This is a genomic window from Priestia sp. FSL P4-0332 (assembly GCF_038005845.1).
In the GTDB taxonomy this organism is placed as follows: Bacteria; Bacillota; Bacilli; order Bacillales; family Bacillaceae_H; genus Priestia.
On record NZ_JBBOUA010000001.1, the window covers coordinates 3,466,334 to 3,491,870 of the forward strand.

A 25,537-nucleotide genomic window follows, 5' to 3' on the forward strand; every position below is an offset into this window, starting at 1 on the left:
TTTCAAAAAAATTAGTTTTTAGGAGGCGCTGACGCTAATTTTTGCCTTAACAATTTGTAATCGTCTTTTCGGTGCGTTTCAATTAAATCTTTGGCTCCCTGGTGATATCCTGACGAATAAATATACTCTACCGCTGTTTCGATAAGCTTTCTTTTTTCTTCGGCACACTCCCGGTCCATTAAGGGGAACAGTCTACCTAAAAGGTCATTTAAATCTTCCTTGATAAAACGATCAAGTCCTTCTTGCATCTTTTCGTTTGCCATGATTGCTCCTCCATTTGCTGTGTATGTTCTAAGCCTCTATAAACAGGCATTTCACTGTAAATTTTAAGATAAAGTTAAGTCATTAAACAGTATATCAAGTGAATGTTTTTCTTCAATTACATATGTAATACAAATATATGACAAATATAGAGAATATATCATCATTCATTATCTATTATAACGTTTGACTGAGCCTTCTGCTACAAGGTTTCTGTAAACATTATGCATAATCTTCCAAAAGTCTGCCTGTGAATTACGGGCAGGCTTTTGGCTAAACATAGCTTTCTATTCTCTTGTTTTTACAAACAATTTCTTCGAGGTCGTCCAAAATCCTTCCAAAGAAGAGGTCCTAATATGTTGTACCTGCTTACAAAAAACTCCGTAAAATTATAATTATTTAAAATTAAAGGCGGATCAAAATCAAGAGGAGCACCGGCGCCTCCTGACAATACAAAATCAGTGCCTCTTCCAAACATAAACGACCCGTTTCTATTTTTTCTAATAAACTGCTCGTCATATGCATGCACGTGGCTAACGAGAACTTTTTTCACGCGGTGTTCTTGAATTAAATCAAAAAATTCTTGACTTTGAGGAGTCGTTACAGGAAACCCTTCAAGATTTGACCACCGGCCAATATTTGGCTGCGCATGCATGGCTACGACGGTATTACGAGGAGCATCCTCTAGCTGCTGCTCTAAATAATTCAGCTCTCTATCTGTAAATCCATATATTTTATTCTTGGGACTGATGACATTATTTAATGCGATGCACCGAAAGTTGAAGACAGGAATATCAATGACCCAGTGTACTTTTCCGATAGTGGCTCTGAAGTTTTCGAGATTGCTTTCATCAAGGTACAGTTCATCATGATTCCCTACGCATACAAACATAGGAATGTTTGATGCGATTTTTTCGACAACCTTAACAAAGTGCTCCAAATACTCTTTTTTCCCTGTATAGACGGTGTCTCCCCTATGAATAATAAACAGCGGGTTCAATTCCACCGCCTTTTTTAATACAAGCTCAAATTCACCGCTCATCGTGAAACAATTATCGTTTGGTCCGTCACCTCTGCTGTCGCCCATAAAAACAAAGTTAAATGGATCGGATTTAATTGTTTAATTCTTTGCTTTAATAACTTTTCAGAACGTTCATGAAGCGTCAAATTCATCAACTAGTTAATCCCCCTATTAATAAATAAATTTAGTTAAAAGTAAACAAGCTTACTTGTTTATATGAGAATTTGTTGACGAAGGTCACTACCTTCTTGTAAGCAGAACGCACATTTAGCTTTCGTTTTAGAAATTGCTAGTTATGAATATCTATTAAAGTCCACTCTATGATAAGCTAACCTATCTTTCCATTTTATTAGGCACTAATATGACAGTGTAAAAGCTGAAATCTCTATATCTACTAATAAGAAAGAGGCTGGGGACGAACAAAGGCCGACATGTGCTGAACCGCTTGTTACCCCGCAGTTGATTTCCGTGCAAGGCTTCACTTTCCGCGGGCGTCCGATGAGCCTCCTCGTCGCTTGCGCTCCTGCGAGGTCTCATCTGTTCCGCTTTTCCCGCAGGAGTCTTCGCCTTGCTCTCCAATCAACTGCTAGAAGAAACGAAACAGATGAAACCTGCGTTCACCATAAAAAAACGAACCACTAATCAAACACTTTGATTAGTGGTTCGTTTTTCACTTCAGCTAAAATACTTTTATCTCAGCACCTTACATTTAAAACATTACGACAATCAAACATATTTATTACGCTCAACCGGACTTAAAGACTTCCTTGCAGAACGAGCTGCCATGTCCGTTTCAATTTGCTCTAGGCTGCGTCCTTTTGTTTCAACAACTACAAAGCGTATGAAGAATAATCCGAGAATACAAATGATCCCGAACGTTGAAAAGATCACGCCTAAACTAAACTGGTCGGCTAAAATTGGGAACACAAGCCCTACTGCAAGCGATCCCGTCCAGTTAAAAGCAGATGAAATCCCAGCACCGATTCCGCGTACAGAAAGCGGGAAAATTTCTCCTACAATGATCCACGTAAGCGGCGCCCAAGAAAACGCATAGCAAAGGATAAAGCAGCAAAGAGCAATTAACGTAACCCAGTTTACGACGACTTCATTAACGCCTAATGCTCCTAGAATAGCCGGTGTGAAAAATGAAAGAGCCATACCCGCGCCGCCAATCGTAAGAATGGTACGGCGGTTGAATCTATCAACAAACTGCAGAAAAATAAGTGTTGTCACAACGAAGATTACCCCAACGATGACCGTAAAACCAGCAGCTACCTGCGGCGCTAAACCAACTTGACGAGCAATGCTTGTTGCATAATAAACAATTGAGTTTGAGCCTTGAATCTGCTGAAAAGTTGCCATTCCGACACCGATAATTAATGCTAAACGAAACTTTTTATGAAACAGCTGTTTGATGCCTGATTGTTCATGAACAGCTATGCTTTCAATTTCAGACACTTCAGCTTCTACTTCAGCTGTGGACCGGCGAAGCGTACGCAGTACTTCACGCGCTTTATCTGCCATTCCGTTTTTAATTAAGTAGCGAGGCGACTCTGGAAGCTTGATCATACCGATGCATAAGACGATCGCAAAAATACCGGCGCTGCCAAGCATTAATCGCCAGCTGTTTGGAACCGGCTCAAAAATAAAGGCTACGATATAGCTTAATAATAATCCAATTACAATCATTAGCTGATTCAAACCTGAAAGCTTCCCGCGAATATGAGCGGGTGCGATTTCTGACATATAAGCAGGAACTAACGAAGAAGCTGTTCCTACTGCTGTACCTAAAAAGACGCGCGCAATCGTTAACGTAATTTCCTCTGGTGCAATCGCTGAACCGATGGAGCCTAAAAGAAAGATGATAGATGAAATTAAAATTAACTTTCTTCGTCCAAACTTATCTCCTAATAATCCGCTTAAAATGGAACCGATAATTGCTCCTCCCATTAGCGACGAAACCACAATCCCCAGCCAGAGCGGACTTAAATGAAACGCTTCACGGATATGACTTTCTGCACCAGCAATAATCCCAATATCATAACCGAATAAAATACCGGCAAATGAGCCGAAGAAGAAGATAAACTTACTTGATACTTTACTCATGATTATATATCCCCTTTGTATTGTCTTAGTTTTGCTTCCTACCACACTTATTTAAAACGCTTTCATTTGTTTCTAAAAACGGCGTTCTTTTACTGACGCTATATTTTCACTTCCAAGGAAGCAGTGCTCCCTCGGAAGTAGTGGTGCTTACTTAATAATGACGTACTCTAGATCAACAAGCTTTGCATAGCTCACGATTTGATCGGTCGTTAAATTTAATGAAAGTACCGTATGATGGCCGCCTCCGTTTTCAATCCACGCTTTAACGCCGTCTTGGAAGTTCGGCTTAATGTTCCAAAGCACGCGCGCTACCGGAAGATTTGGAGCTGGAACTTCCGGCTCAAATGCCGATACTTCGTTAATTAACAGCTTGTAATGCGTGCCGAAGTCAGCCATGGAAACCACTACGCCTTCTCCTTGCTTACCGTCAAACACTAAGCGGGCCGGATCTTCGCGGTTGCCGATGCCTAGCGGAGAGACAATTAGTTTTGGCTTGTTTACCGCTAGCGTGGGGTCGACTTCAAGCATGTGAGATTGAAGCACAGACTCACGCCCGGGAGCCAATTCATACGTGTAGTCTTCCATAAAGCCAGTTGACTGATTATGGCTCATTACTTTGAGCAGGCGGTCAAGCGCCGCTGTTTTCCAGTCTCCTTCACCAGCAAAGCCGTATCCCTGTGCCATCAAGCGCTGGACAGCTAGACCAGGAAGCTGTTTCATACCGTATAAATCTTCAAAGTTAGTGGTAAAAGCGCTGTAGCCGCCTTCATCTAGAAAACGTTTAATCGCAATTTCATAGCTTGCCTGTACTTTTACGCTAGACTCCCATTCTTCTGCAGAATAATCACCGTAGACAAATTCGTACGCGTCGGCATATTCAGCAAACAAATCATTGATTTCTTCTTCTGTAACGGCATTTACATATTGAACAAGGTCACCGATTCCAAAGTAGTCAACCGTCCAGCCAAATTGAATTTGCGCTTCAATTTTGTCTCCTTCCGTTACTCCGACGTTGCGCATATTGTCGCCGAAACGCGCGACTTTAATGTTGAAGCTTTCGTTATAAGCAGCGGCTACGTCCATCCATTGTGCAATTTGCTGCTGTACTTCGGGGCGCTCCCAGTAGCCTACTACAATTTTATTTTGCTTGTTCAAACGCGCGTTGATAAAACCGTATTCTCGATCACCGTGAGCGGATTGATTCAAGTTCATAAAATCCATATCAATCGTTTCCCAAGGAATGCTTTCGTTAAATTGTGTCGCCAAATGAAGCAGCGGTTTTTGCAGTAACTTGGTACCGCGAATCCACATTTTTGCAGGCGAGAACGTATGCATCCACGTGATTACACCGGCAACTTCATCTCGGTAATTCACTTCTTTCATCATGCTTGTAATTGTATCAGCACTCACAGCTAAATCTTGCAGAACAATCGGATAAGGCAAGACACCGCTTTCATTTAAAGCATCAGTCATCGTTTGCGCGTGTGCTTTTACTTCTGCTAGTGCTTCTTTTCCGTAAAGATGCTGTGAACCAACAATAAACCAAAATTCTTTTTGAGCTGTTTTTAACATGATAATCCCCTTTTCTGTATGTAAGTCTTTTATTGTCCTTGCCCGTAATACGCGTTTTGTCCGTGTTTTCGTAAATAATGTTTGTCTAATATACGCTGCGGCAGCTCTGCAGCCAGTCCGTTTAATTTTTGTGTAAAGAAATTCATTTTGGATACTTCGTCTAGTACGACGCTGTTCATTACCGCCGATTTGGCATCTTTTCCCCACGTAAACGGCCCGTGTCCTTGCAGTAAAATGCCAGGAACCGCTAGCACATCTAAGCCGCGCTCTTCAAACGTTTCGATAATCACTTTGCCCGTTTCCACTTCATATCCGTCATTCACTTCTTTTTCTGTCAAAAAGCGCGCGCACGGTACGGAACCATAGAAGGTATCGGCATGAGTCGTTCCCATTGCCTGCACATCAAGTCCTGCTTGAGCCCAAATGGTCGCCCACGTTGAATGCGTATGGGCAATACCGCCGATTTGCGGGTAATGTTTATAGAGTACGGCATGCGTCAGCGTATCCGATGACGGATTAAGCTCCCCTTCTACCACGCGGCCATCTAAATCAACGACTACCATGTCTTGCGCCGTCATTTTCTCGTACGTCACACCGCTTGGTTTAATCACAAACAAACCGCTGTCTCGATCAATGGCACTTACATTTCCCCACGTGTACTTAACCAGTCCGTGTTTTGGCAAATCGACGTTTGCTTGAAATACTTCTTCTTTTAATTTATCTAGCACACTAATTCCTCCCGTTCTTCGCTGTGGTGCTCTGCAGCTGCTTTTTCAATCACTAGCCCTTTTTTATATCTTTTAATAAATACTTCAAACCCTTTTACATCAAGTTCGTCAGGATAAATTTCTTGTGCGGTTACTTCTTTAAAGACTTTATCATCCAAGAAATCTTCTAAACTTTCATTTTCATTTTTATTAAGCATATAAGAAGAAAGAATAGCCATTCCCCACGCGCCGCCTTCTCCAGCTGTGTCCATGACAGAAACCGGGGTATTAATTGCCGCTGCCATCATTTTTTGACCAACTACCGGCGTTTTAAATAAGCCTCCGTGCGCTAAAATACTGTGAATCTTTACGTTTTCTTCTTTGACTAAAAGATCCATCCCTATTTTTAAAGCGCCAAAAGCTGTAAAAAGATGCGTTCGCATAAAGTTTGCTAGATTAAAATTACTTTTTGCTGAACGGACAAATAGCGGACGTCCACTTTCTACTCCGGTAATATTTTCACCTGAGAAATAGCCGTAGCTAAGCAAGCCTCCTCCATCAGGATCAGCTTCTAGCGCTTTATTTAACATCACTTCGAATAATTTATCCGACTCTACTTTTTGTCCCATCGCCTCCGAAAATTCGCGAAACAATCCGAGCCAGGCGTTTAAGTCGCTTGAGCAGTTATTCGCATGAACCATTCCAACTGGACTGCCGTTTGGCGTAGTAACCAAATCAATTTCCGGATAAACGTTTGAAAGCTTTTTATCTAGTACAATCATCGCAAAAACGGACGTTCCTACTGAAACATTTCCCGTGCGTTTTCTTACGCTGTTTGTCGCCACCATTCCCGTTCCCGCATCTCCTTCTGGAGGACAAAATGGAATTCCCGGCTGCAAATTTTTTGATTGATCTAGAATACTAGCCCCAATGGCTGTTAATGTACCTGCTTGCTCGCCTGAAGTATGGACTGCAGGCAGAATATCTGATAGTTGCCACGGATACCCTTTATGAGAAATGAGATCATCAAACTGCTTCATCATCGCTTCACTGTAATTTTGCGTGCGTTCATCAATTGGAAACATTCCTGAAGCATCTCCAATGCCAAGCGCCTTACTGCCTGTCAGCAGCCAGTGAATATAGCCGGCTAGCGTTGTCATGTAATCAATGCGCGGCAGATGTTTTTCTTGATTTATGATTGCCTGATACAGATGCGCAATGCTCCATCGTTCAGGAATATTAAATTGGAAATGTTCAGTTAATTCTTTTGCTGCTGCGCTTGTTGTTGCATTACGCCACGTTCGAAACGGAACAAGCAGCTCACCCGTTTTATCAAATGCCATATATCCGTGCATCATAGCTGAAACGCCGATGGAGCCAACTGTTCGAATCGTGATCCCGTAGCTTCGTTCCACTTCTTGCTTCATTTCACGGTAAGCACTTTGCAGACCTGTAATAATATCGAGTAAGTTGTACGTCCAAAAACCGCCTTCTAAGAGATTTTCCCATTCATAACTGCCTGATGCGATCGTTTCAAAGTTTTCATTAATCAGCACCGCTTTAATACGAGTAGATCCAAGTTCAATTCCAAGGGACGTTTTCCCTTTAGCAATTGCTTGTTTTATGCTTTCTTGAGTTGTTTTCACGTTTAATCTCCTTTCTGATAGCTATAAAGATACCTATAGCAGTAAGGAAGCGCTTTCCGTTTTATGTAACGCTGTTTGAATTTGTTAACAACTTAAGTATATTTATTTGTACGTACATTTGTCAATATAAAAATTATATATACACACAAATATTCAAAACACCCTACTATTTCCTTCTCAAACTTTAAAAAAATCGGTATCCAACCCTTAAATCATTCTCCTTTCGATTAAAAATCAAGGAAATCTTTTCATTTATTCACGTTCATGATAAAATATGTCCATACAAATTTTATACATAAAAAAAGTTGAATGTATACAACTACGAAAGAAGTGAAAACATGAAGCCAAAATATCAGGTGATTATTGAGGATATAAAAAGCAAAATTCTTTCAGGCGATTACAGCATGGGCGAACAAATCCCTACTGAATCGGTTATGCAAGAAACGTATGGTGTCAGCAGACATACGGTTCGAAAAGCCATTTTAGAGCTGTCGAATGAAGGTTTTTTAAGAAGTGAAAAAGGCTCTGGCACCTATGTGAGCAATCAGTATCAATCCAAATCTAGCGGGGCTTCTGCCAACAAAACAATCGGTGTAATTACCACGTATATTTCCGACTATATTTTCCCTTCTATTATTCGCGGAATTGAAAGCAGATTAAATAAAGATAATTATTCGCTGCTGCTGGCGAGCACGAATAATGATGTAGAACAAGAAAAAAAAGCATTGGAAATGATGCTTTCCTACGGAGTAGACGGTCTAATTGTTGAGCCTACAAAAAGTAATTTGTACAATCCAAACATCTCGTATTATTTATCATTCAAAGAACAAGACGTTCCGTTTACGATGATTAACGCCTACTACGAAGAATTGGACGTTCCGTTTTTTTGTCTAGACGACGTTCAGTCAAGCTACCTTGCCACAAATGAATTAATTTCAAAAGGTCATACACAAATTGGACTCATCGCAAAAATGGATGACCTGCAAGGAAAGTACCGAATGAAAGGCTACATAAAAGCGCTTGGTGAAGCAAAGCTCCGCTTTCAGCCTGAGCATATTTTGTCTTTTAACACCGAAACAAAGCTTGATTTGTACGCTAATTTAAAGACGTTTCTTACTGAAAATCAAGGCGAAATGACGGCTCTTGTCTGCTATAACGATGAAGTCGGATTAGAAGTTGTAAATGTATGCAGACAGCTTGGCATTTCTATTCCGGACAAGTTGTCAATTATTGGTCAAGACAATTCATACATCGCTAAAAATGCGACGATTAATTTAACAACTTTAACCCATCCGCAGGAACAAATGGGACACGACGCGGCGGATTGGATTATTAAAAAGCTGCAGGGCAAAAAAGAGTTACCAACCGAAACCTACTATCAGCCTGTATTAGTTGAAGGTGAAACGATTAAAGAGTTAAATGCGAAGCGTGATGAAGTTCGTTAAGAGAAGGCTTGCTTAGAGGTCTATAAAACTTCTTATGAGAGAAAGGGATGCGCGTTATTATGCATCCCTTTCTTTATGTAATGATTCTCTTTATAACGGAGCCTGAATGTTGAGATATACTCCTTTTTCTATCTTTTGTTTTGCTTCTTCTATTACTCTTTTAGCGGTAAGTGATAACTGAGATACAGGAACCGCCCCACCTGAACCAATAACAAGAGGATCAACCCAGCGCATTTTTGTCGTTTGGTGAACATCATGACAAGACGCTGTTCCTTTTTGTACTTTGCTGTTAAAAAGAGCAGATAACACCCCTTCAATGCTGCTATCTCCAGCATTTTTCAGCAACCGAACCACATCGTCATCCTCCTTTAAAAAATCTTCTATAGATAAAATATCTTTTTGCAAAGCGAGCTTGATAATTTTCGTCAGCTGATAGTTGCCAAACATATTAAGCGGATTCATAAAAAAGCCAATTACTTCTCTATAATAAGCATCCACAAACCATTCTGCCGCTGATAAATTACTGCATGCCATTTGTCCATTAAATACGACAAGCTGATCCAAAAATGTATGCACTTCTTGTAAAGTAATCTCCCCGCATACGTACAAATCCCGCAGCGTATAATCCACGCGGTCAGCGCATAAGTGCGGAGCGTTCTGTTCGAGCAGCGTCCATTGGCTTTCATCAAGTAAGATATCTCGCCAGTTTAAACCGGCGCTCTTTAAAACAGGAGGAATAGACGACTGGGTCACAATTTGTTCGTAAATCATTTCATGATAATTTTCTTCTTTTTGTTCCAAAACATAGTCAATCACATGAGAAAATGCCGTATGTGAAACATCATGTAATAAAGCCGCTATTTGCTCTTCCAAAGAGCCTCCTAATCTGTTGACAAGCATCATCGCACCAACGGAATGATCATATCGAGTAGTATTCCAGTTTCCATTTACAAACCGGCTCGCTCCGCCTTGGTAAATTCCTTTTAAACGCTGTACGGGATCACTTTGAATGAGTTCTAAAAGAACGCCGTCTATTTCAAATTTCCCGTACAGCTCATCATAAAGTATGAGCATATTTCTCTCTCCTTTTCCTAGCTTATTATGTTTAATCCTAAACGTATGGCACAATGCTGTAAAGCACCCCTTCTCGCGTTGTAATAGCAAACTATTTTTTGTAACAAAATGTTCAATTTCCTTGGCGTCACAATCGTAAAAAATCACTCATTGTGATGATTTTATTTTATGACTTCAGTGATAAAGTTTTATAGAGAAATTTATTTACTAATAGAAGGTAAGATAAAAAAGGAGATATTTATGAAAAAGCTTAGCATGCTGCTGCTCGTTTTAGTCATTGCCGTGGTCGGCTGTTCAAAAGGAAATGAGCAACAGTCACAGGAAGTAAAAGGAACAATTGAAGTGCCGCAAACTATTAAAGCAAACGAAAAAACATCTATTAACGTACTCGTTACACAAGGAGATAAAAAAATCGAAAATGCAGACGCCGTACAGATTCAAGTTGAAAAAGAAGGCTATATTAACCAGGAAATGATCGATGCCAAACATCAGGATAACGGCGCATACAGCACGGACTATACGTTCAAAGACGACGGCGAATATACGATTACCGCTCATGTGACGATAAAAGGCGACATGAAAATGTTTACGAAAAAAGTGACGGTTGGCGAGAAAAAGTAAATAGCCTATCAAAAAGCGACCTCTGCTTGTCAAAGGTCGCTTTTATTATTTCTTTGATTCTTTAATACGGTCAAGATACTGCTTCGCATGAAGCAGACCAAGATTTTTTTCTTTTCGTATGTATTTAATAGCCTGCACATCACTTCGGCCATTCATAACCATCAAATTGACTCTGTTTTCAAAAGCCTCGTCTTTCTCTATTTCTAGCTGCTTCCACTCTTCATCTAAATCACGTTTAGGTGTTTTGAGCAGGAATATCACTAGTATAACAAGAACGCTACTTGTGGTGATATAAAGCCAAAGCCAATCGAGAAACCAGCTGTTAATCACATTCACTATTATCAGAATGGTGAAACAAGAGTATAGCCTTGTTTGATACTTATTAGCTTTTTTTGAATCTATTTTATTAAAAAATATCCCCACCGTCAGCCTCCTTTTAGCATTTCATTGGCGCTTTTTTCTATTAATCTCTCGTGGTGCAAACAGCAGCTTTTTTTACCTAATGATGATGCTTTCGGTTGTACCCTCGCTTGTCTGATAGCTTCCTGAACTGTTGCTGCCAATCACTTGTATGCTGCCGTAATTACGATAATCTTTGTCCAAAGAATGAGAGGTTTGTAGTTGTTTTAACTCCGTTCCCTCTAAAATAAAGTAAGGGCCGTCATAACTCGTATTCTCGTACTCACCGGAAGAATGAAGGTGGGTGTACGCATAGCGACTAGTTGTAAAGAAATGCTGGTTGTTAAGGGTTTCTACCTTCAAAAAGAACTCATCTGCGGTCATTAATCGATCGTATTGAGCAGGCTTTCGATCAACTTTGTCACTTGTAACCGTCAACCGATCCTCTCCTTTGTCTTCACATAAAAAACAAGAGCTGTAATCTAGCATTGTATATGAGTTATCATCAGAAGGATCTATCACTGTAAACCGCATAGAAGATATGTTTTGATCCCTATCTAGCGTCAAACGAAAATCTTCTATTTTTGCTTTGTGCTGTGACAGCTGCTGTTCTTTTCGAAATGATTCCCAGCTTTTGCTTACTTCTCCAGACTTCAGCTCATCTCTTGTAAATAGAAGCGTTTGTTTTGTACCTTTATAAACGACATTTACAATACTGAACTGAGAATAAGGAGAGCAAGGATTGCCAGCCAGCAGATGGTTTCTATGACCTTGTTTTTCACCATAGTTGTTCTCCCCCAGAAGTTACATGTATGTGCATCATGAACGAAGCACATATCATACAAATTACCATTTCCCCTAAAAAATATCAATTAATCTTACATTATAAAACTGAAAATCTAGTTAATTAACAACTCATAAAAAAAGCAGGGCTCTTTTCAAAGCCCTGCACTTTTATTTCATATTTAAATAAGGTTAAACGCTTTTACCACTTGCGCAACCGTAAACGTAACGCCAATCGCAATCACTGTTGGTATTGCAAAAGCAAGAAACGTCCACTTTGCATTTTTGGTTTCTTTATAAATATTCACAAGCGTCGTTCCGCACGGAAAATGCAGGAGTGAAAACAACATCATGTTAAGAGCCGTTAGCCACGTCCAGTGGTGATCAAGGAAAATTTGTTTCAGTCGAGTCGCATCTTCAATTTCAATTAATGAGCCCGTTGATAAATACGCCATCAGTAGAACCGGTACAACAATTTCATTAGCTGGCAAGCCAATGATAAAAGCAGCTAGTATATACCCGTCTAGTCCTAGCGACTTAGCAAATGGGTCAAGAAACTGAACAAAGTGCATTAAAATACTTGTGTCACCGATATAAATGTTGGCCAATACCCACGTTAACACCGCTGCGGGTGCTGCAACAATAATCGCGCGTTTTAACACGAACAGCGATTTATCCAGCGTCGCGCGTACAATTGTATCTACAAATTTTGGCTTGCGGTAAGGCGGAAGCTCTAGCGTATAGTGTGTCGGAACTCCGCGCAGCGCTGTTTTAGACAGTGCCCACGATACAAACAGCGTCACCACGATCCCAAATAACACCGTTCCAACCACAACAAGCGCCGTTACGAAAGTTTTAGCACTCCCTGTAAAGCCTGTTGCCATAAATAAAGAAGCTAACAAAATCAGCGTAGGCCACCTGCCGTTACATGGAACAAAATTATTTGTTAAAATCGCCATCATACGTTCACGAGGCGATTCAATAATACGCGTTGACATAATCGCTGCGGCGTTACATCCAAACCCCATCGCCATCGTCAGCGACTGCTTGCCGTGTGCGCCTGCTCGTTTGAACAAACGATCCATATTAAACGCTACGCGAGGCAAATATCCGTAGTTTTCTAAAAGAGCAAAAACCGGGAAAAAGATGGCCATCGGAGGCAGCATCACGCTAATGACCCATCCGGTACCGCGAAACAGCCCTAATACAAGAATTCCGTGCAGCCATTCTGGCGCATGCATAGCTTGAAAGAAAGCTGTTAAATACCCTTCGGCCCAGCCAAATCCTTGTGCGATTAATCCAGAAGGAACATTTGCGCCGGCTATTGTGATATAAAAGATGACCGATAAAATACCAAGCATAATCGGAAAGCCCCAAATTGGCGAGGTAAAGACTTTATCTAACTTTTCTGTACGCTGAAGCTTTGAGCGGTCTTCGTACACAACTGATTTTTTACATATTTGCTGTGACGACTGATAAATACTTGCGACCATATTGGAACGATGATCTTTTTCTTTTGCCTGCTGCGCATAGCGAGTTAATTGTTCCATCGCTAATGAGTTTTCAGGAGTTAACGGATTTCCCATATGCGCTGTTCCTCCTTTCTGTGTGACTGATACCTTGCTGCTGACGCTGCTGAATGGTTTCTAAAAATGACGTGTCTCCATCAAGAACCCGTAAAGCAATCCAGCGCAGAGGAAATTGATTTCCAACAATAGAAGCGACTTGAGGTTCTAGCTCCTTTAATGACGCTTCTATTTCTTTTGTGTACTGCACCTGGTAAGGGTTAAGTTTTACCTGCCCGCGTACGACTTGTTCAATTGCATCTAGCAAATTCGTAATCCCTTTTTTATTACGTGCTGATATAGGCACAACCGGTACGCCTAACGATTCAGCCAGCTTTTTTTCGTTAATCACAATTCCTTTTTTCTTTGCTTCATCCATTAAGTTCACGCAAATCACGACGTTTTCAGTCATTTCCATCACTTGCAGCGCTAAATTAAGATTTCGCTCCATCGCCGTTGCATCAACCACCACTACCGTAACGTCAGGTCTTTCAAATAAAATATAGTCACGCGCTACTTCTTCGTCCGCCGAGTTTGAATACAGTGAATACGTTCCAGGTAAATCGACGATTGTGTAGAGCTGCTGGTGATGTTCAAACGTCCCTTCTGCTTTGGCTACGGTTTTTCCCGTCCAGTTTCCCGTGTGCTGCTTAAGACCGGTTAAGCTATTAAATAACGTACTTTTTCCTGTGTTCGGATTTCCTGCTAATGCAATACAATACTTACTCACCGTCGTCACCTACTTTTTTCACATAAATTTTTGAGCTCTCTTCTTTTCTGAGACCAATCGTTGTATGACTTACTTGATAGGCAACAGGATCTCCTAACGGGCTTTTTTGAAGCACTTTGATAATTGCTCCTGGAATAAATCCTAAATCTAACAAGCGTCGCTTTAAGGCACCTTCGATTTCGATTCGCTCTAGCTGCACCGTTTCACCTGTCGTAAATGTAGACAATGGATAATTATTTACACTAGCCATCTATTTTTCGTCCCTTCTCATTTTTTATCTAAGGTTATATTTTTTTCGTTAGACCAACTTTTAAGGTAAAAAAATATGCTCGTTGATTTTTAATAGGGTATTCTGCTAGTGCAGAAAAATGAACATGTCAGCATGATTTATTTAAAATTTTCAGTTTTCACTTGTCATGATATCGAAAGTTTACCACAGGAAACTTTTTTAGTCTAGGATAAAATACTGTGTTTTTTTCTTACTTACAGCCTGTGTTCGTAAATATTTATGAAAAATCATACTGAAAATAAATCAGTAAAAAAGAAACAAAAAAACAGTAAAAACCTGTAAATCCTGTGCTATACTAATAAATGGGTTTTTTTGAAAATAAAGTATTGATTAGTTTTAAAACCTACAAAAATCACTTTAGGAGGCTTTTATGAAAAGGTTCAAAAGGGTTAGCGCAGTTGTTTTAGGTTTGGCTTTGTTATTCTCACCGCTTGCTCCGCAAACAGTTGCAGAAGCAAAAGTCGTGTGGGGGAATCAAGAACTGGTTAAAGGGCAAATAGGACGCGTTACCGTTTTAAAGAATACTAATCTTTACAACATTAAAAACAACAAGTTAGTAGCAGCTAGAAAAGTGACAAAAGGGCAAGTATTTCGCGTGTATTCTGAGTCAAGTAAATTTGGTGGTCTGTATGGGGTATCAAAGGGTACCTATGCTCAAAAGTCATCAAGTATTAAGTATGAAAAAGCACCTAGTGACAAAATTCAAGCACTAGGAGTAACGGTTACGAAGAAATCTTTAGCAAGCAACATTAGCTATCCGCAGGTATCTGGCCTTATCAATAAACCATTTGAGGCTAGCTATAATCGAAAGTTTTTAAACATTGCTAAGGAAGCACAAAAAGAACACAACAAGCTAAAAGAACAAGAGAAGGAAGACCGCAAAAACGGCTGGGCACCAGGTCCTTATTATCGTAATATGACATACTCTGTACCTTACAACCAAGATAATATTTTAAGTGTTGCTATTACGAATGATGCGTACGCTGGCGGCGCTCACGGCAACGCTTGGATTGATACGTACAATTACGATTTGTTGAAAGCTCGACAAATTAGCTTAAAAGATATTATTAACAACAACACTAAGTTAAATAAAGTTAATAACTATATTCGTAATGAAATGATTGCTCGTAATAAAAAAGGTGCTCAGTTCTGGGTTAATGAATTTAAGTCTGTAAACTTAAAAGAAGATCAGTTTTACTACACAAGTAGCGGCATTGCCATTATATTTGGTGAGTATGAGTACGGCCCGTATTCTAACGGCATTCATACGTTTAAAATCCCGTCCAGCGTTTATAAATAAGATAGTCGTATAAAACAAAAAAGAAGCTTACGAACCATCAGTTCATAAGCTTCTTTTTCTTTTTTTCTGCAGAATAAGCGGAGCAAAAAAGAAAGGTGAGCCCTATTCCGCTTCTTATAGCCTAGGAAAAACCGCTTTTAGAAGTATTTTTATAGCGTTTGAAAAAGTGAAATGGTCAGAACTAACGTCAGCAAGGAGCCTGCGGATGTTAACATCATTATTTTTCGGTTACTCTGATTCTTTTCAGGTTTTAAAAACTCTTGAATGGCTACAAACCAGATAACAAAAGTAATTAAAGAAAGTATCCCCATAGACATATGAGCATCTCCATTCTTATATGTATTTAAATTTTTAACACATCTAATCAACAAACTTTCCAGATCAAGTTACTAAAACAAGTGCCACTCTTCATCCAATATTAACATAAAATTCCACAAACCTTTAATGCATTGTGTAAAACCACAACATTTTAAAAAACAGGCTATTTATAAAACGCTCTTTTGAACTAAAAATAGACATACAGCTGTCTTTGGCTATCCTCCTCCTTACAAATGATATACTTATTTATAGAAAAACCTCTCAGATCTCACCCAGTACTTACCCTACCGTCAGAGGAAGAAAGTTCACAATGTGAGGAGGAAACGAAATGATTAAAAAATTAGACCATTTTGTACTAACGGTAAAAGACGTTGAAAAAACGATTCACTTTTATACGGTTATTTTAGGCATGCAGAAAGAAACGTTCGGAGAAGGAAGAATAGCGCTTCGTTTTGGTGAACAAAAAATAAACCTACATCAAGCAGGCCATGAATTTGAGCCAAAAGCAAAGCATCCTCTTCCCGGCTCTGCTGATTTATGTTTTATTACGGAGGAAAAAATTGAGATCGTAATCAATCATTTACAAAAACATAATGTAGAAATTGAAGAAGGACCGGTCAAACGTACAGGTGCTGTAGGGCCTATTGTTTCTGTCTATATTCGAGATCCTGATCACAATTTGATTGAGCTATCAAATTACGTAGATTAAAACGTCCTCCTTAAAAAAGCTGTTTTCTTAAATATTGTTGCTATGTCGTAGGAGCCCAAAAGAAAACTCGCAATAGAAGTTTGCGAGTTTTCTTTATTATATAGGCGACCTTGCTTCCTATAAATGCGCCTTTACAATCTATTTAACAACCAAATTGATCGTATCTTCCTGTATCGTATACTGCCCCATGAGTTCTCCAATACCAGTGATTACAAGTGAATCACCCGTTTCCAATGGTTTGTCCTTTAATACGATAAGTAATTTATTTATATTTTTTAATCCACCCGCACAATAGGTAAGGGATGGTTGTTGGACAAGGTATTCTTGGTTATTTATCCTTACTTTTATATAATTTTTATGTAGTAACCTGCCATCCAAAGGGACGATATTCATCGGATCAAAGGATAAAGCAATAATTTCTCCTTCGATAAAAAGATGGGTTCCTATCTGTTCTTCGAATTCATCAAATTCTTTCTTCCTTGATTCAACAGCAAAATTTACTGCTGCTTCTGTTTCAGGGCTTATTTGAACATCTTCAATTGCCTGTTTTTGAGGGGCAATATTAAGACGTTTAATCAAATCAAATAGTGTTGTTTTAGTACCAAAAAAACTTTCCTTCCAATCGGGTGACAATTCATCCAGCAACAAACACATAAATAAGCCTGAACTATAACAGCTCCGCCTTATATTGGAAGTGGATTCAACTACGTCTATTAGATTTTTTCCATATTTTTTTAAAATCAAATCATTAGCGAGCGGGGATTTTTCTGAAAAAGCCTTTATTTCAACGTACCAGGCAGGTCCTTCAACAGATTCAATTAAATTTTCATATGTTAAATGCTCTTTTATTCCTTCTGACCTTTTTTCCCTTAGGCGGATAAACTTCTTTAAATAATGTTTCTTTTTACTGATATGAGTTTCCAACAATGCATTATAAAGATTTTTTCTTTCCCGATTTCGAATTTCCACATTCTCTTTTGTTAAAGGATAGGTTATTCCCAGTATTTCATCAGGGAAGCGTTTTTCCTCTTTTATATACTGATTTCCGTGGAATAACTCGTGGACCAATATTGAAAAAAGTCCTTCATAGTCATCATACAATTCCATATCAGCAATAGCAGTAGGATAGCCATCAAATAGAATAAGCGTATTTCCCACAAATTGCTTGTCCCATTTTAAAATTTTGTATGTTTTAAGAGGAACTTGATTATACCTAGGATGATTGAACAGGAATACACTGTTTTTATCGTACAATGCATAAGCAACAAGTTCGAAATTTGGCCAATACCTTTCTAAGTTCTTATTAGTTAAGTCTTTGGCAATCCGATTCAGAAAATGATTCATTCTTTTCATCCCCTATACTAAATTTCCTTCATTGTTAATTCCCGAAGGAAAGAGAATATTCTTTTTTAGAAAAAAGGGTTTGTTCAACGTTACTGTCCCGTTAGTTGAACAAAATTACTGTTATTATCCTAATTTTAACATATTTTTCTCAATATTTAGTTTGGTGTCTAGGAGGAAAAGAAATGATTAAAAAATTGGATCATTTTGTGTTAACGGTAAAAAAATTGAAAAAGCGCCCTTATTAAAAAAAGAGAATGCACGAGGCATTCTCTTTTTAAATGGCTATATAAGCCGCTTCTTCAATTATAGGTACTACTCTTTAGACTTGCCTACCTCTACTTTTTTCGTAAACATTTTCATGTCACCGTCTACCGTAACGTGAGCGGTAATCATATATTCGCCGTCTTCTTTAAACGTATAGTCCGTGCTGTATACACCTTTTCCTTCGTGCGGTGCTTTTGTCATTTCTTGATTGATGTAGCCTTCTTTTTCAACTTGGAACTGCACGTCATCGGCGTTTTCCACTTTTTTATCTCCTTGCGTCACAAGGACTTTAAGCTTGACTTGTTCATTTGCTTGAATTGATTCCGGTACTTCAATCGTTCCTTTTACTTCTTTTGAACTTGAATCATTTCCTTTGGAACAGCCTACTATAGCTATCATTAAAACAAATAATACAATGCTGAGTTTTTTCATTATGTTCTCCTTTGTTATGTAAATGTGAAGTCTTCCTGCAATTTAATATTATACTCATTTATCCGGTAAAAAGAGAAAAAATGCTTATTGTCCACATAAAGTTCTTATTTCTACAGTAGCTTTTGCATCTTTTCATTTCTCTACTCGCCCTTCGCTTCACAAAAAAAGCTGAAGAAGCTCATTGCCTTCTCCAGCTTTGCCTTTATCTCTGCGGTTCTTCTAACGTGTACGATGACAGTGCGTTTTCTACCCATCGTACAAAATCCTTGCTTGCTCCCCAATCAATATTTAATATCCCTTCTGCGCTTCCTGAAGGAATACACTTTACTTTGTTTGGACCGGACACATTTTCTAAAATAATCGTTAGTGATCCCCTGCCGCCGGTGCGGAAAAAATAGCGTTCAAACACAAGCGTACAGATCTGCTTGCCGTCTCCGAGATCATAATATTCCTTGTATAATAAGTCACTTTCCGAATTATTTGCATTCACAAGCTTTTTTGCTCCATCAAAAGGAAGCAGCGTCGTTTTAAATTCAATTATCTTGTCCATCACTCAAGCCCCTTTCTATCGCAACAGATAGATACTACTTCTCTTTTTCTCTTTAAAAAACCTGCCCATTATCTTTATAAACAATATGGTACAATAGAAAAGAAAAGAAATTGTTTGAACGGAAAAAGGAGCACACAACCTCAATGAATACACGAGATGAACTTATCCAAAATGTGGTTTCAACGATGCGAAACCAAACGAAAAAAATGCAGCTATCGGTTATCCCTACTTTAAAATCATATATTCCTTTAAATGAATTTTTAGCGCTTCACATGCTGTATAAAGAAGGGAATCATATCGTTTCTGAGATTGCCGAGCATATGCACATCTCAAACAGTAGCATGACGTGCATCAGCGACCGATTAATGGAAAGAGAATTTGTTACGCGCGTACGCAGTCAAAAAGACCGTCGCGTTGTCTACTTATCGATTACGGATAAAGGAAAAGAGTTTGCAGAAGAAATGGAAAAAGTGCTCACCAAAGAATATGGTGAAAAGCTTGGACATTTTACGGATGAAGAATTACAGACGTTTCTTCGCTTGTTAAATAAAATGGATATCTAATAAAAAACCAGATGCTCGCTAAGCAGGCATCTGGTTTTTAGTTTGTTATTTGTTATTTACCTTCAAATTAAAGGCGTCCGAAGTTAAATCTTTTGAACTGTCGTTTTCGTAATCACTTACATACGGAACAAATCGAAGCATAACCACTCCTTTGTCGTTTCGGTACTCTTCGTCCATTTCTAGCACTCTGTCTGTTCCTCCTCCACTGCCGCTTTCAGAAAGATCTCTTCCATTTTGATCTTTTATTTTTACGCCCACGTTCGTTCCGTTTCGAATGCTTCCTGTTGACGATGTAAACGTATAGTGTAGCTTAATCGAAACAGGCGATACGCGAACTTCTTTGATGGACAATACGCCTTTTATTCCTTTTTCGTTAATCGGAATTTCTTTATTCAACGGATACACTTTTGTATCAGCGATGATTTTTGAGCCATTTACGCTTGTATGAACCGTCCAATTTCCTTTAATTTCCCCGTAGGAATCCCGGTAGTTCCCGCTTTTCGTCTGGCTAGGATTCTTTTCAAAATCAAGGCTCGTGAACTGAGCGCTGATTTGATAGTTTTTATTCGGATCAATATGATCTAGCACATTGTAGCCTTCCACGTCGATTTTCCCGTCTCCGTCCGTGTCCGCTTGCGTTAGTTTTAAAGCGTACAGATAGCTCCAGCTTCCGTCTTTGTTTTTGATTGGTTCCTCTCTAATACTCGAAGCCGAATCAAAAAACGACATATTGCCAATTTTCACGCGCAGCTCTCCTGGTCGAATTGGCGTGTTTCTGTTAAGACCTAGTGCCGTTTTTCTAAATTCATCTGCGCTAATCGTTAACCCAAGCAGCACCTGTCCGTCATCAAGCATCAGCTCATTTACTTTTACTTGAATGCCTTGGTCCGTTGCCGTTTCATTTACCGTTTTTTTATAGCTGCTCAAGCTGCCTTCAGGCTTGTTCATAAGCAGCTCGATTTGCTGGCCAATTTGCTGACTGATTCGCACAGCCGATGCCCATACCGTTTCGTTTTGCATCATTACAGGCGTCACGGCAAGCAGCAGCACCGCAGCGGCAATCAGCGGACGCGCTTTTTTTCGTGCCGGCTTTATTTCACGTTTTAAGCGTTTTTTCATTCGCTTTTTCTCGCTTGCCGTTAGCTCAATTTCTTCATATTCATCAAAATCTACAGAAGATCCGTTTAATAAGTCATATTGATTTTTCATCTTTGTCCCTCCTTATTTCTCATTTAAAAATCGCTTTTAATTTTTTTCGTCCGCGCGACAGCCGGTTATATAAATTGCTGATGGTGGTCTGCTGTTTTTCAGCAATTTGCTTCAGCTCGACTTCCTGTAAGTAATACGCTTTAAACAGCTCGCGGTCTCCTTCACTTAAGTGGCCTAAAAGTTCTTCCACGTCGTTTGTTTGAATGTTATGAACTTCTGATGTTTCACCCACTCCCGCTTCGCTAAGCGATTCGTGCTGCGTTTTTATGTATTTGCGCTGATAGTCAATGGCTTTATACTTCGCAATAGCCGCAACCCAATTTTTAAACGTGTTTTTCTCCGAATCAAAGCGATCAATATGATGCCACACCGCTAATAACACGTCGTTTACACACTCTTCTTCATAACTTTTCAGCGTGCCTAGATGCTTGCGTACAATGGCCGTAATTAACCCTCCGTACTGATCGATTAACAGCTCTAATCCTTTTTCTTTTTTTCGCGTTATACACGCAACAATCCAGTCATCTTCCATGACATTGCTCCTTTCCGCTTGCTTTTACATCTATTAATACGGATTCTTTTTACAAAACCTATCAATCTTCCTAAATTAAATGAAAAATAAGCTTGTTCAGTATTTCCCTCACTGGTAAAATAAGCTAAAACCTTTGAAGGAGGCCGCTATGATTACTTATCCTTTTCTTACATCTAACCCAACCATCGGCATAACCGCACCTTCTTCTGGTGTACCTCAAGCTCTTCATTCCATGTTTTCTTTATCGTGTGAACGAATGAAAGGAAAAGGCTTTTCTGTTATACCAGGAGAAACAGTTTGGACGCAGCACAAAGCAAAATCCGCTTCTCCTAAAAAACGTGCAAATGAGCTTCAAGCCATGATTGCTAATGAAAACATTGATATCATTATTCCTCCTTGGGGAGGCGAGCTGCTGATTGAAATTCTTGAACATCTCGACTTTACAAAATGGACAGCAAAATGGGTGCTTGGCTATTCTGACACCAGCGTTCTTTTGCTGACTATTACACTTAATACTGGGATTGCAACGGCTCATGGAACCAACTTTGTAGATTTACGCGGAGAGTACTGGGATACGACGACTGCGATGTGGCAGCAGGTACTGACGACCAAAAAAGGAGAAAGTGTGGTTCAAGTTTCTTCTGATCGCTATCAAAAAGAATGGCAGCATGACACCCCGTCACCATGCGTGTTTCATTTAACGAAACAAACCGCTTGGAAGCATACAGAGTTAAGCGACGTGCACATCGAAGGGCGACTGCTCGGAGGATGTATTGATGTAATCAGACACTTAGCGGGCACTCCTTTTGGAGACGTAAAAGCTTTTCGAGAAAAACACATTCCTGCTGAGCCGGTCATTTGGTACTTTGACAACTGTGAACTCACGACCGCTGACCTTCGCCGTTCACTTCTTCAGCTTAAGCTAGCGGGCTGGTTTGACAACTGCTCGGGTATTTTATTTGGCAGAAGCAGCGCTAATAAACCCGTTGATTCCTACACCGCTGAAGATGTGTATCGCGACCTTGCCTCTGACTTACATATTCCAGTTATCTATGACATCGACTGCGGCCACCTCCCTCCTCAGCTCACGCTTATTAACGGCGCGTATGCGAGTGTTAACTTAGAGAAGAACAAAGGCACAGTCGTTCAATACTTTACGTAAAAAAAGAAGCTTGTATAAAAGTAGTTTGATTGAAGGAAGATCCGAACGAACTTGATTCTTGATGGAGAATCCAATTCGTTCGAATTTTTTCATGGGTATGGTGAACGTAGGCTTGTTTCATATATGTAGGTGCTTCTAGTGATTGATTGGAGAGCAAGACGAAGACTCCTGCGGGAAAAGCGGAACAGGTGAGACCCCGCAGGAGCACACGCGACGAGGAGGCTCACCGGCCGCCCGCGGAAAGCGAAGTCTTGCACGGAAATCAACAGCGGTTCATTTCGTTATGTCTCAATCCTGTTTTACATATCTGTCATCAGTAATATAAACGTCCCAAATAAGAAAAAAGTTGCACCAAACCACGAGTGGTAGTGCTCTTTTTGCTTTCTTTCAAACTTCCACTCTTCGAAACCTCGAAGCACGTACAGGAGAAACAAGAAAAGAAACATAAAAACGGAGGTGTAGGCTGGAGGTATAACAAAGATCAGCACTAAAAACGAAGCAAGCATCACCATTTCAATTGTAATAAACAGCGGACGCCTTCCTTTAAAGCTTCTCCAATAACTTTTTGTCATCTTTGTATGCAGCTTTTTTCGCAGGCAAAAATCTAGAAAGACATAGACGACTGCCAGAATCAGCAAATACACAAGCGTCATTTTCATTCCTCCTTCCCACCGGAAATATCCTTATACTTCCATTTTAAAGGACTTTCCACAAATTTCAAGCATCTAAAAATCTTTACACAACTTATTAGTGCAAGCATTCATATATTCAAAAATCGCTAATATATTGACTAATGTACAGGTTAAATTCTCTGTATAAACTCACCTAGAGGGGGACATCAAGTTATGAGAATAAAAGAAGTGAAGCAAGGTGCACTCGCAGCGCTGAAAAACCGCTGGGGATTTGCCGTACTGCTTACGTTCGTTACGTATCTAATTGCTGCCGGTATTCCAGGACTTATTGACTTTTTAATCAACGGATTTCCAAGCGGGTCTGAAACCGAATACTCTCAGTCTACCTTAGCTAATATTGTATCCCTGCTGCTCGTACCGCTCTTTTTCTCTTACTACTGGGTACTATTGCGTCTGGTGCGAGGAGAAAGTGTACGTGTAGGAAACGTGTTTGATTCGTTTTCATCTGCCGGATTATATTTTAGAACCCTCGGACTTTACTTGTTAACGATTATTTATACCGTGCTATGGAGCATTTTATTAATCATTCCTGGCATCATCAAAAGCCTTGCCTATTCACAGGCTTACTACGTATTCCGCGATAACCCAGATTATTCAGTCAATCAGTCTATTACTGAAAGCAGACGGTTAATGAACGGCTACAAGTGGACCTACTTTTTACTTGTTTTAAGCTTTATCGGCTGGGGAATTTTAAGTATCATCACGCTTGGCATTGGGTTATTATGGCTTGTTCCGTATGTAACGACTTCGCTTGGCGTATTTTATGAAAAGCTAAAAGCAAATGAAACTGAAGTTGCTGAATAAACGAAAAACCGTATTCGAGTTGCGAATACGGTTTTTTTATGAATAGCTTCACGCTGCCTGTTCTCCTCCATCAGAGGGCTTTAACTTTTGATTCTTCGCTTTTTTATTCACTAAATAAATGCTGATAATAATAAGCACCACCCCTACAAGAAGTGACGACGTAAACGGTTCGTCTAAAAAGAGCGTGCCAATGACAATTGAAATAATCGGAACAAGAAAATTAAAGGACGCCACTTTGCTGGCCTCTCCTTTACTAATTAAATAAAAATAAATGAGCCACGCAACGGCAACAGAAAACAGTGCTAAAAATAAAAGCAGCAGCATAGATGATGAATTCCACATCATATGAGACCATCCTTCCACTTTGCTGCCAGCTGCTGTCATAACTACTCCGCCGACAAGACTTTGAACAGTAATAAGCCAAATGCCATCTACACTGTCGCTAATACGCTTGATATAAACGGTTCCAATCGCCCAGCTCAGTGCCGTAAGGACAGCTAAAAGAATTCCAATAGCTGAAGCATTAGCAGATAATTCTCCCATGCTGATGGTAGCTACACCTACAAAACCAAGAAGCAAGCCCCCTATCTTCACAGCGTTCATGCTTTCTCCAATCCACAGCCATGCAATAATGCCGATGAGCACCGGCTGTAAGTAGACAATAACGCTGAAGACCCCTGCTGGCATAAACATAAGTCCAATCGTTTGCAGACCGTAGAATAAGATTGAATTAAATAGACCTGACACCATATATTTACGCCAGTTCTGCTTCCAGTGAAGCTGTTTATATCTTGGCAGTGCGACTGCTAATAAGATGATTCCCGCACTTAATGACCGCAGTCCAGATAACAAAATAGGCGATGAATAGCCAAGCGCCAGCTTCGACATCGGCCACGTTAATCCCCAAATCAGTACAAGAGCAGCTAAAAGAATTCCATTAATAAAAGATGATGACTGTTTCATACAACAACCACTCCTACATATATGAATGTAAATGATTCACGCGTTCATTCCTCCTTGTATACTACGCTTCTTTTTTGCTCACTTCAATTGCACGCTTTTAATGTACTTCATGCATAGCAGTTATAATAACTGAGTTTCTTTTATGACAGCGTATCTTTCTTCTCTATGTGCTCATTTAGGAAAAAATAAAGTGCATCGCTAGTGACGATATCATTTTTACCTATAGCTTTTATACATCCTAAAAGCCTTGAAGCCATTCAGCTGCTGGGTTTCTGCTCCCCTTTTTCATTTAGCTTACATATTTTCTAATAAATCTATGAATCTCCTAAACATTTCTACCTAGATAAATTATCAGAATTATTACAGAGAAGGTGACAATTCTACTTATATCGCCCTTTAATATTAAAACTATGTTACAAAATGTCGTAATTTGGAATTAGATGTTTACTTTTCCTGTCAGGATTGATAGACTCACA

29 protein-coding genes are annotated in these 25,537 nt (G+C 39.6%); 8 read left to right on the top strand and 21 right to left on the bottom strand.

Features of this window, described 5'->3' with window-relative positions; translation table 11 throughout:
• Window positions 1-11: 11 nt before the first annotated feature.
• The 7 genes from MKY06_RS18000 to MKY06_RS18030 all read right to left on the bottom strand — a co-directional run bounded on the left by MKY06_RS18000 (window position 12) and on the right by MKY06_RS18030 (window position 7,313).
• Entirely contained in the window at window positions 12-263 is a 252-nt protein-coding gene (locus MKY06_RS18000) for a hypothetical protein (RefSeq protein ID WP_013058233.1), read from the bottom strand.
• 299 nt (window positions 264-562) lie between these two features.
• Entirely contained in the window at window positions 563-1,303 is a 741-nt protein-coding gene (locus tag MKY06_RS18005; protein WP_236019604.1) for a metallophosphoesterase family protein, read from the bottom strand.
• The gene (locus tag MKY06_RS18010) at window positions 1,300-1,437 is read right to left on the bottom strand and encodes a hypothetical protein (RefSeq protein WP_156405031.1); all 138 of its coding nucleotides are present in this window, start codon (window positions 1,435-1,437) and stop codon (window positions 1,300-1,302) included. Before MKY06_RS18010 ends, MKY06_RS18005 begins: the two co-directional genes overlap by 4 nt.
• Before the next feature lie 571 nt (window positions 1,438-2,008).
• Window positions 2,009-3,388, bottom strand: coding sequence for a sugar porter family MFS transporter (locus MKY06_RS18015; protein ID WP_013058235.1), 1,380 nt, complete (start codon window positions 3,386-3,388; stop codon window positions 2,009-2,011).
• A 147-nt stretch (window positions 3,389-3,535) separates the two neighbouring features.
• Window positions 3,536-4,960: an L-arabinose isomerase gene (araA, locus tag MKY06_RS18020; protein ID WP_029323326.1), complete on the bottom strand. Its 1,425-nt coding sequence runs from the start codon at window positions 4,958-4,960 to the stop codon at window positions 3,536-3,538.
• 29 nt (window positions 4,961-4,989) lie between these two features.
• Window positions 4,990-5,688, bottom strand: a complete 699-nt coding sequence (locus tag MKY06_RS18025; RefSeq protein WP_029323328.1) for an L-ribulose-5-phosphate 4-epimerase — start codon at window positions 5,686-5,688, stop codon at window positions 4,990-4,992.
• Window positions 5,682-7,313, bottom strand: a complete 1,632-nt coding sequence (locus MKY06_RS18030; protein WP_029323330.1) for a xylulokinase — start codon at window positions 7,311-7,313, stop codon at window positions 5,682-5,684. Before MKY06_RS18030 ends, MKY06_RS18025 begins: the two co-directional genes overlap by 7 nt.
• A 338-nt stretch (window positions 7,314-7,651) precedes the next feature.
• Between MKY06_RS18030 and MKY06_RS18035 the strand changes: the two genes are divergently transcribed.
• Window positions 7,652-8,758 (top strand): GntR family transcriptional regulator, encoded by a 1,107-nt coding sequence (locus MKY06_RS18035; protein ID WP_340961092.1) that lies wholly within the window; start codon window positions 7,652-7,654, stop codon window positions 8,756-8,758.
• Window positions 8,759-8,848: 90 nt separating this feature from the next.
• Here the strand turns inward: MKY06_RS18035 and MKY06_RS18040 are convergent, their stop codons facing one another.
• Window positions 8,849-9,832, bottom strand: coding sequence for an HD domain-containing protein (locus MKY06_RS18040; protein ID WP_098277752.1), 984 nt, complete (start codon window positions 9,830-9,832; stop codon window positions 8,849-8,851).
• A gap of 240 nt (window positions 9,833-10,072) precedes the next feature.
• Between MKY06_RS18040 and MKY06_RS18045 the strand changes: the two genes are divergently transcribed.
• Entirely contained in the window at window positions 10,073-10,453 is a 381-nt protein-coding gene (locus MKY06_RS18045; protein ID WP_013058241.1) for a FixH family protein, read from the top strand.
• A 45-nt stretch (window positions 10,454-10,498) separates the two neighbouring features.
• Here the strand turns inward: MKY06_RS18045 and MKY06_RS18050 are convergent, their stop codons facing one another.
• From MKY06_RS18050 to MKY06_RS18070, 5 genes are all read right to left on the bottom strand, one after another.
• Window positions 10,499-10,876, bottom strand: a complete 378-nt coding sequence (locus MKY06_RS18050) for a hypothetical protein (protein ID WP_053487569.1) — start codon at window positions 10,874-10,876, stop codon at window positions 10,499-10,501.
• 72 nt (window positions 10,877-10,948) lie between these two features.
• Entirely contained in the window at window positions 10,949-11,419 is a 471-nt protein-coding gene (locus MKY06_RS18055) for a hypothetical protein (protein ID WP_141536319.1), read from the bottom strand.
• A 398-nt stretch (window positions 11,420-11,817) separates the two neighbouring features.
• A complete protein-coding gene (locus tag MKY06_RS18060; RefSeq protein WP_053487989.1) occupies window positions 11,818-13,185 on the bottom strand; it encodes a nucleoside recognition domain-containing protein in 1,368 nt (455 codons plus the stop codon).
• Between the two features lie 13 nt (window positions 13,186-13,198).
• Window positions 13,199-13,930, bottom strand: a complete 732-nt coding sequence (locus MKY06_RS18065) for a FeoB small GTPase domain-containing protein (RefSeq protein ID WP_013058245.1) — start codon at window positions 13,928-13,930, stop codon at window positions 13,199-13,201.
• The gene (locus MKY06_RS18070) at window positions 13,923-14,180 is read right to left on the bottom strand and encodes a FeoA family protein (protein WP_013058246.1); all 258 of its coding nucleotides are present in this window, start codon (window positions 14,178-14,180) and stop codon (window positions 13,923-13,925) included. Before MKY06_RS18070 ends, MKY06_RS18065 begins: the two co-directional genes overlap by 8 nt.
• 409 nt (window positions 14,181-14,589) lie before the next feature.
• Here MKY06_RS18070 and MKY06_RS18075 point away from each other — a divergent pair, with 409 nt between their 5' ends.
• A complete protein-coding gene (locus tag MKY06_RS18075) occupies window positions 14,590-15,519 on the top strand; it encodes a DUF3298 and DUF4163 domain-containing protein (RefSeq protein WP_029323341.1) in 930 nt (309 codons plus the stop codon).
• A gap of 149 nt (window positions 15,520-15,668) precedes the next feature.
• Here MKY06_RS18075 and MKY06_RS18080 read toward each other — a convergent pair whose 3' ends face one another.
• Complete coding sequence (locus tag MKY06_RS18080) at window positions 15,669-15,836, bottom strand: hypothetical protein (protein WP_013058248.1); 168 nt, start codon at window positions 15,834-15,836, stop codon at window positions 15,669-15,671.
• A 329-nt stretch (window positions 15,837-16,165) separates the two neighbouring features.
• Between MKY06_RS18080 and MKY06_RS18085 the strand changes: the two genes are divergently transcribed.
• On the top strand, window positions 16,166-16,546 hold the full coding sequence (locus MKY06_RS18085; RefSeq protein ID WP_098277753.1) for a VOC family protein: 381 nt from the start codon (window positions 16,166-16,168) through the stop codon (window positions 16,544-16,546).
• A 138-nt stretch (window positions 16,547-16,684) separates the two neighbouring features.
• Here MKY06_RS18085 and MKY06_RS18090 read toward each other — a convergent pair whose 3' ends face one another.
• From MKY06_RS18090 to MKY06_RS18100, 3 genes are all read right to left on the bottom strand, one after another.
• Window positions 16,685-17,890 (bottom strand): hypothetical protein, encoded by a 1,206-nt coding sequence (locus MKY06_RS18090; protein ID WP_098277754.1) that lies wholly within the window; start codon window positions 17,888-17,890, stop codon window positions 16,685-16,687.
• Between the two features lie 312 nt (window positions 17,891-18,202).
• Window positions 18,203-18,586, bottom strand: coding sequence for a FixH family protein (locus MKY06_RS18095; RefSeq protein ID WP_013058250.1), 384 nt, complete (start codon window positions 18,584-18,586; stop codon window positions 18,203-18,205).
• A 202-nt stretch (window positions 18,587-18,788) separates the two neighbouring features.
• The gene (locus MKY06_RS18100; protein ID WP_013058251.1) at window positions 18,789-19,136 is read right to left on the bottom strand and encodes a DUF6054 family protein; all 348 of its coding nucleotides are present in this window, start codon (window positions 19,134-19,136) and stop codon (window positions 18,789-18,791) included.
• A 143-nt stretch (window positions 19,137-19,279) separates the two neighbouring features.
• On the opposite strand from MKY06_RS18100, the gene MKY06_RS18105 reads away from it, so the two are divergent.
• Window positions 19,280-19,699: a MarR family winged helix-turn-helix transcriptional regulator gene (locus MKY06_RS18105; protein ID WP_013058252.1), complete on the top strand. Its 420-nt coding sequence runs from the start codon at window positions 19,280-19,282 to the stop codon at window positions 19,697-19,699.
• A gap of 45 nt (window positions 19,700-19,744) precedes the next feature.
• Here MKY06_RS18105 and MKY06_RS18110 read toward each other — a convergent pair whose 3' ends face one another.
• The gene (locus tag MKY06_RS18110) at window positions 19,745-20,908 is read right to left on the bottom strand and encodes a DUF4179 domain-containing protein (protein WP_061859377.1); all 1,164 of its coding nucleotides are present in this window, start codon (window positions 20,906-20,908) and stop codon (window positions 19,745-19,747) included.
• Between the two features lie 19 nt (window positions 20,909-20,927).
• Window positions 20,928-21,440, bottom strand: a complete 513-nt coding sequence (locus MKY06_RS18115; protein ID WP_063672307.1) for a sigma-70 family RNA polymerase sigma factor — start codon at window positions 21,438-21,440, stop codon at window positions 20,928-20,930.
• A gap of 148 nt (window positions 21,441-21,588) precedes the next feature.
• Here MKY06_RS18115 and MKY06_RS18120 point away from each other — a divergent pair, with 148 nt between their 5' ends.
• Entirely contained in the window at window positions 21,589-22,602 is a 1,014-nt protein-coding gene (locus MKY06_RS18120) for a S66 family peptidase (protein WP_340961101.1), read from the top strand.
• Between the two features lie 142 nt (window positions 22,603-22,744).
• Complete coding sequence (locus tag MKY06_RS18125) at window positions 22,745-22,927, top strand: hypothetical protein (RefSeq protein ID WP_013058256.1); 183 nt, start codon at window positions 22,745-22,747, stop codon at window positions 22,925-22,927.
• Here MKY06_RS18125 and MKY06_RS18130 read toward each other — a convergent pair.
• Window positions 22,902-23,255: a DUF4181 domain-containing protein gene (locus MKY06_RS18130; protein ID WP_057273695.1), complete on the bottom strand. Its 354-nt coding sequence runs from the start codon at window positions 23,253-23,255 to the stop codon at window positions 22,902-22,904. The genes MKY06_RS18125 and MKY06_RS18130 overlap by 26 nt on opposite strands.
• Before the next feature lie 192 nt (window positions 23,256-23,447).
• On the opposite strand from MKY06_RS18130, the gene MKY06_RS18135 reads away from it, so the two are divergent.
• On the top strand, window positions 23,448-24,098 hold the full coding sequence (locus tag MKY06_RS18135; RefSeq protein ID WP_013058258.1) for a DUF975 family protein: 651 nt from the start codon (window positions 23,448-23,450) through the stop codon (window positions 24,096-24,098).
• 48 nt (window positions 24,099-24,146) lie between these two features.
• On the opposite strand, the gene MKY06_RS18140 is transcribed toward MKY06_RS18135, so the two are convergent.
• The gene (locus tag MKY06_RS18140) at window positions 24,147-25,061 is read right to left on the bottom strand and encodes a DMT family transporter (RefSeq protein WP_029323359.1); all 915 of its coding nucleotides are present in this window, start codon (window positions 25,059-25,061) and stop codon (window positions 24,147-24,149) included.
• Window positions 25,062-25,537: the final 476 nt, after the last annotated feature.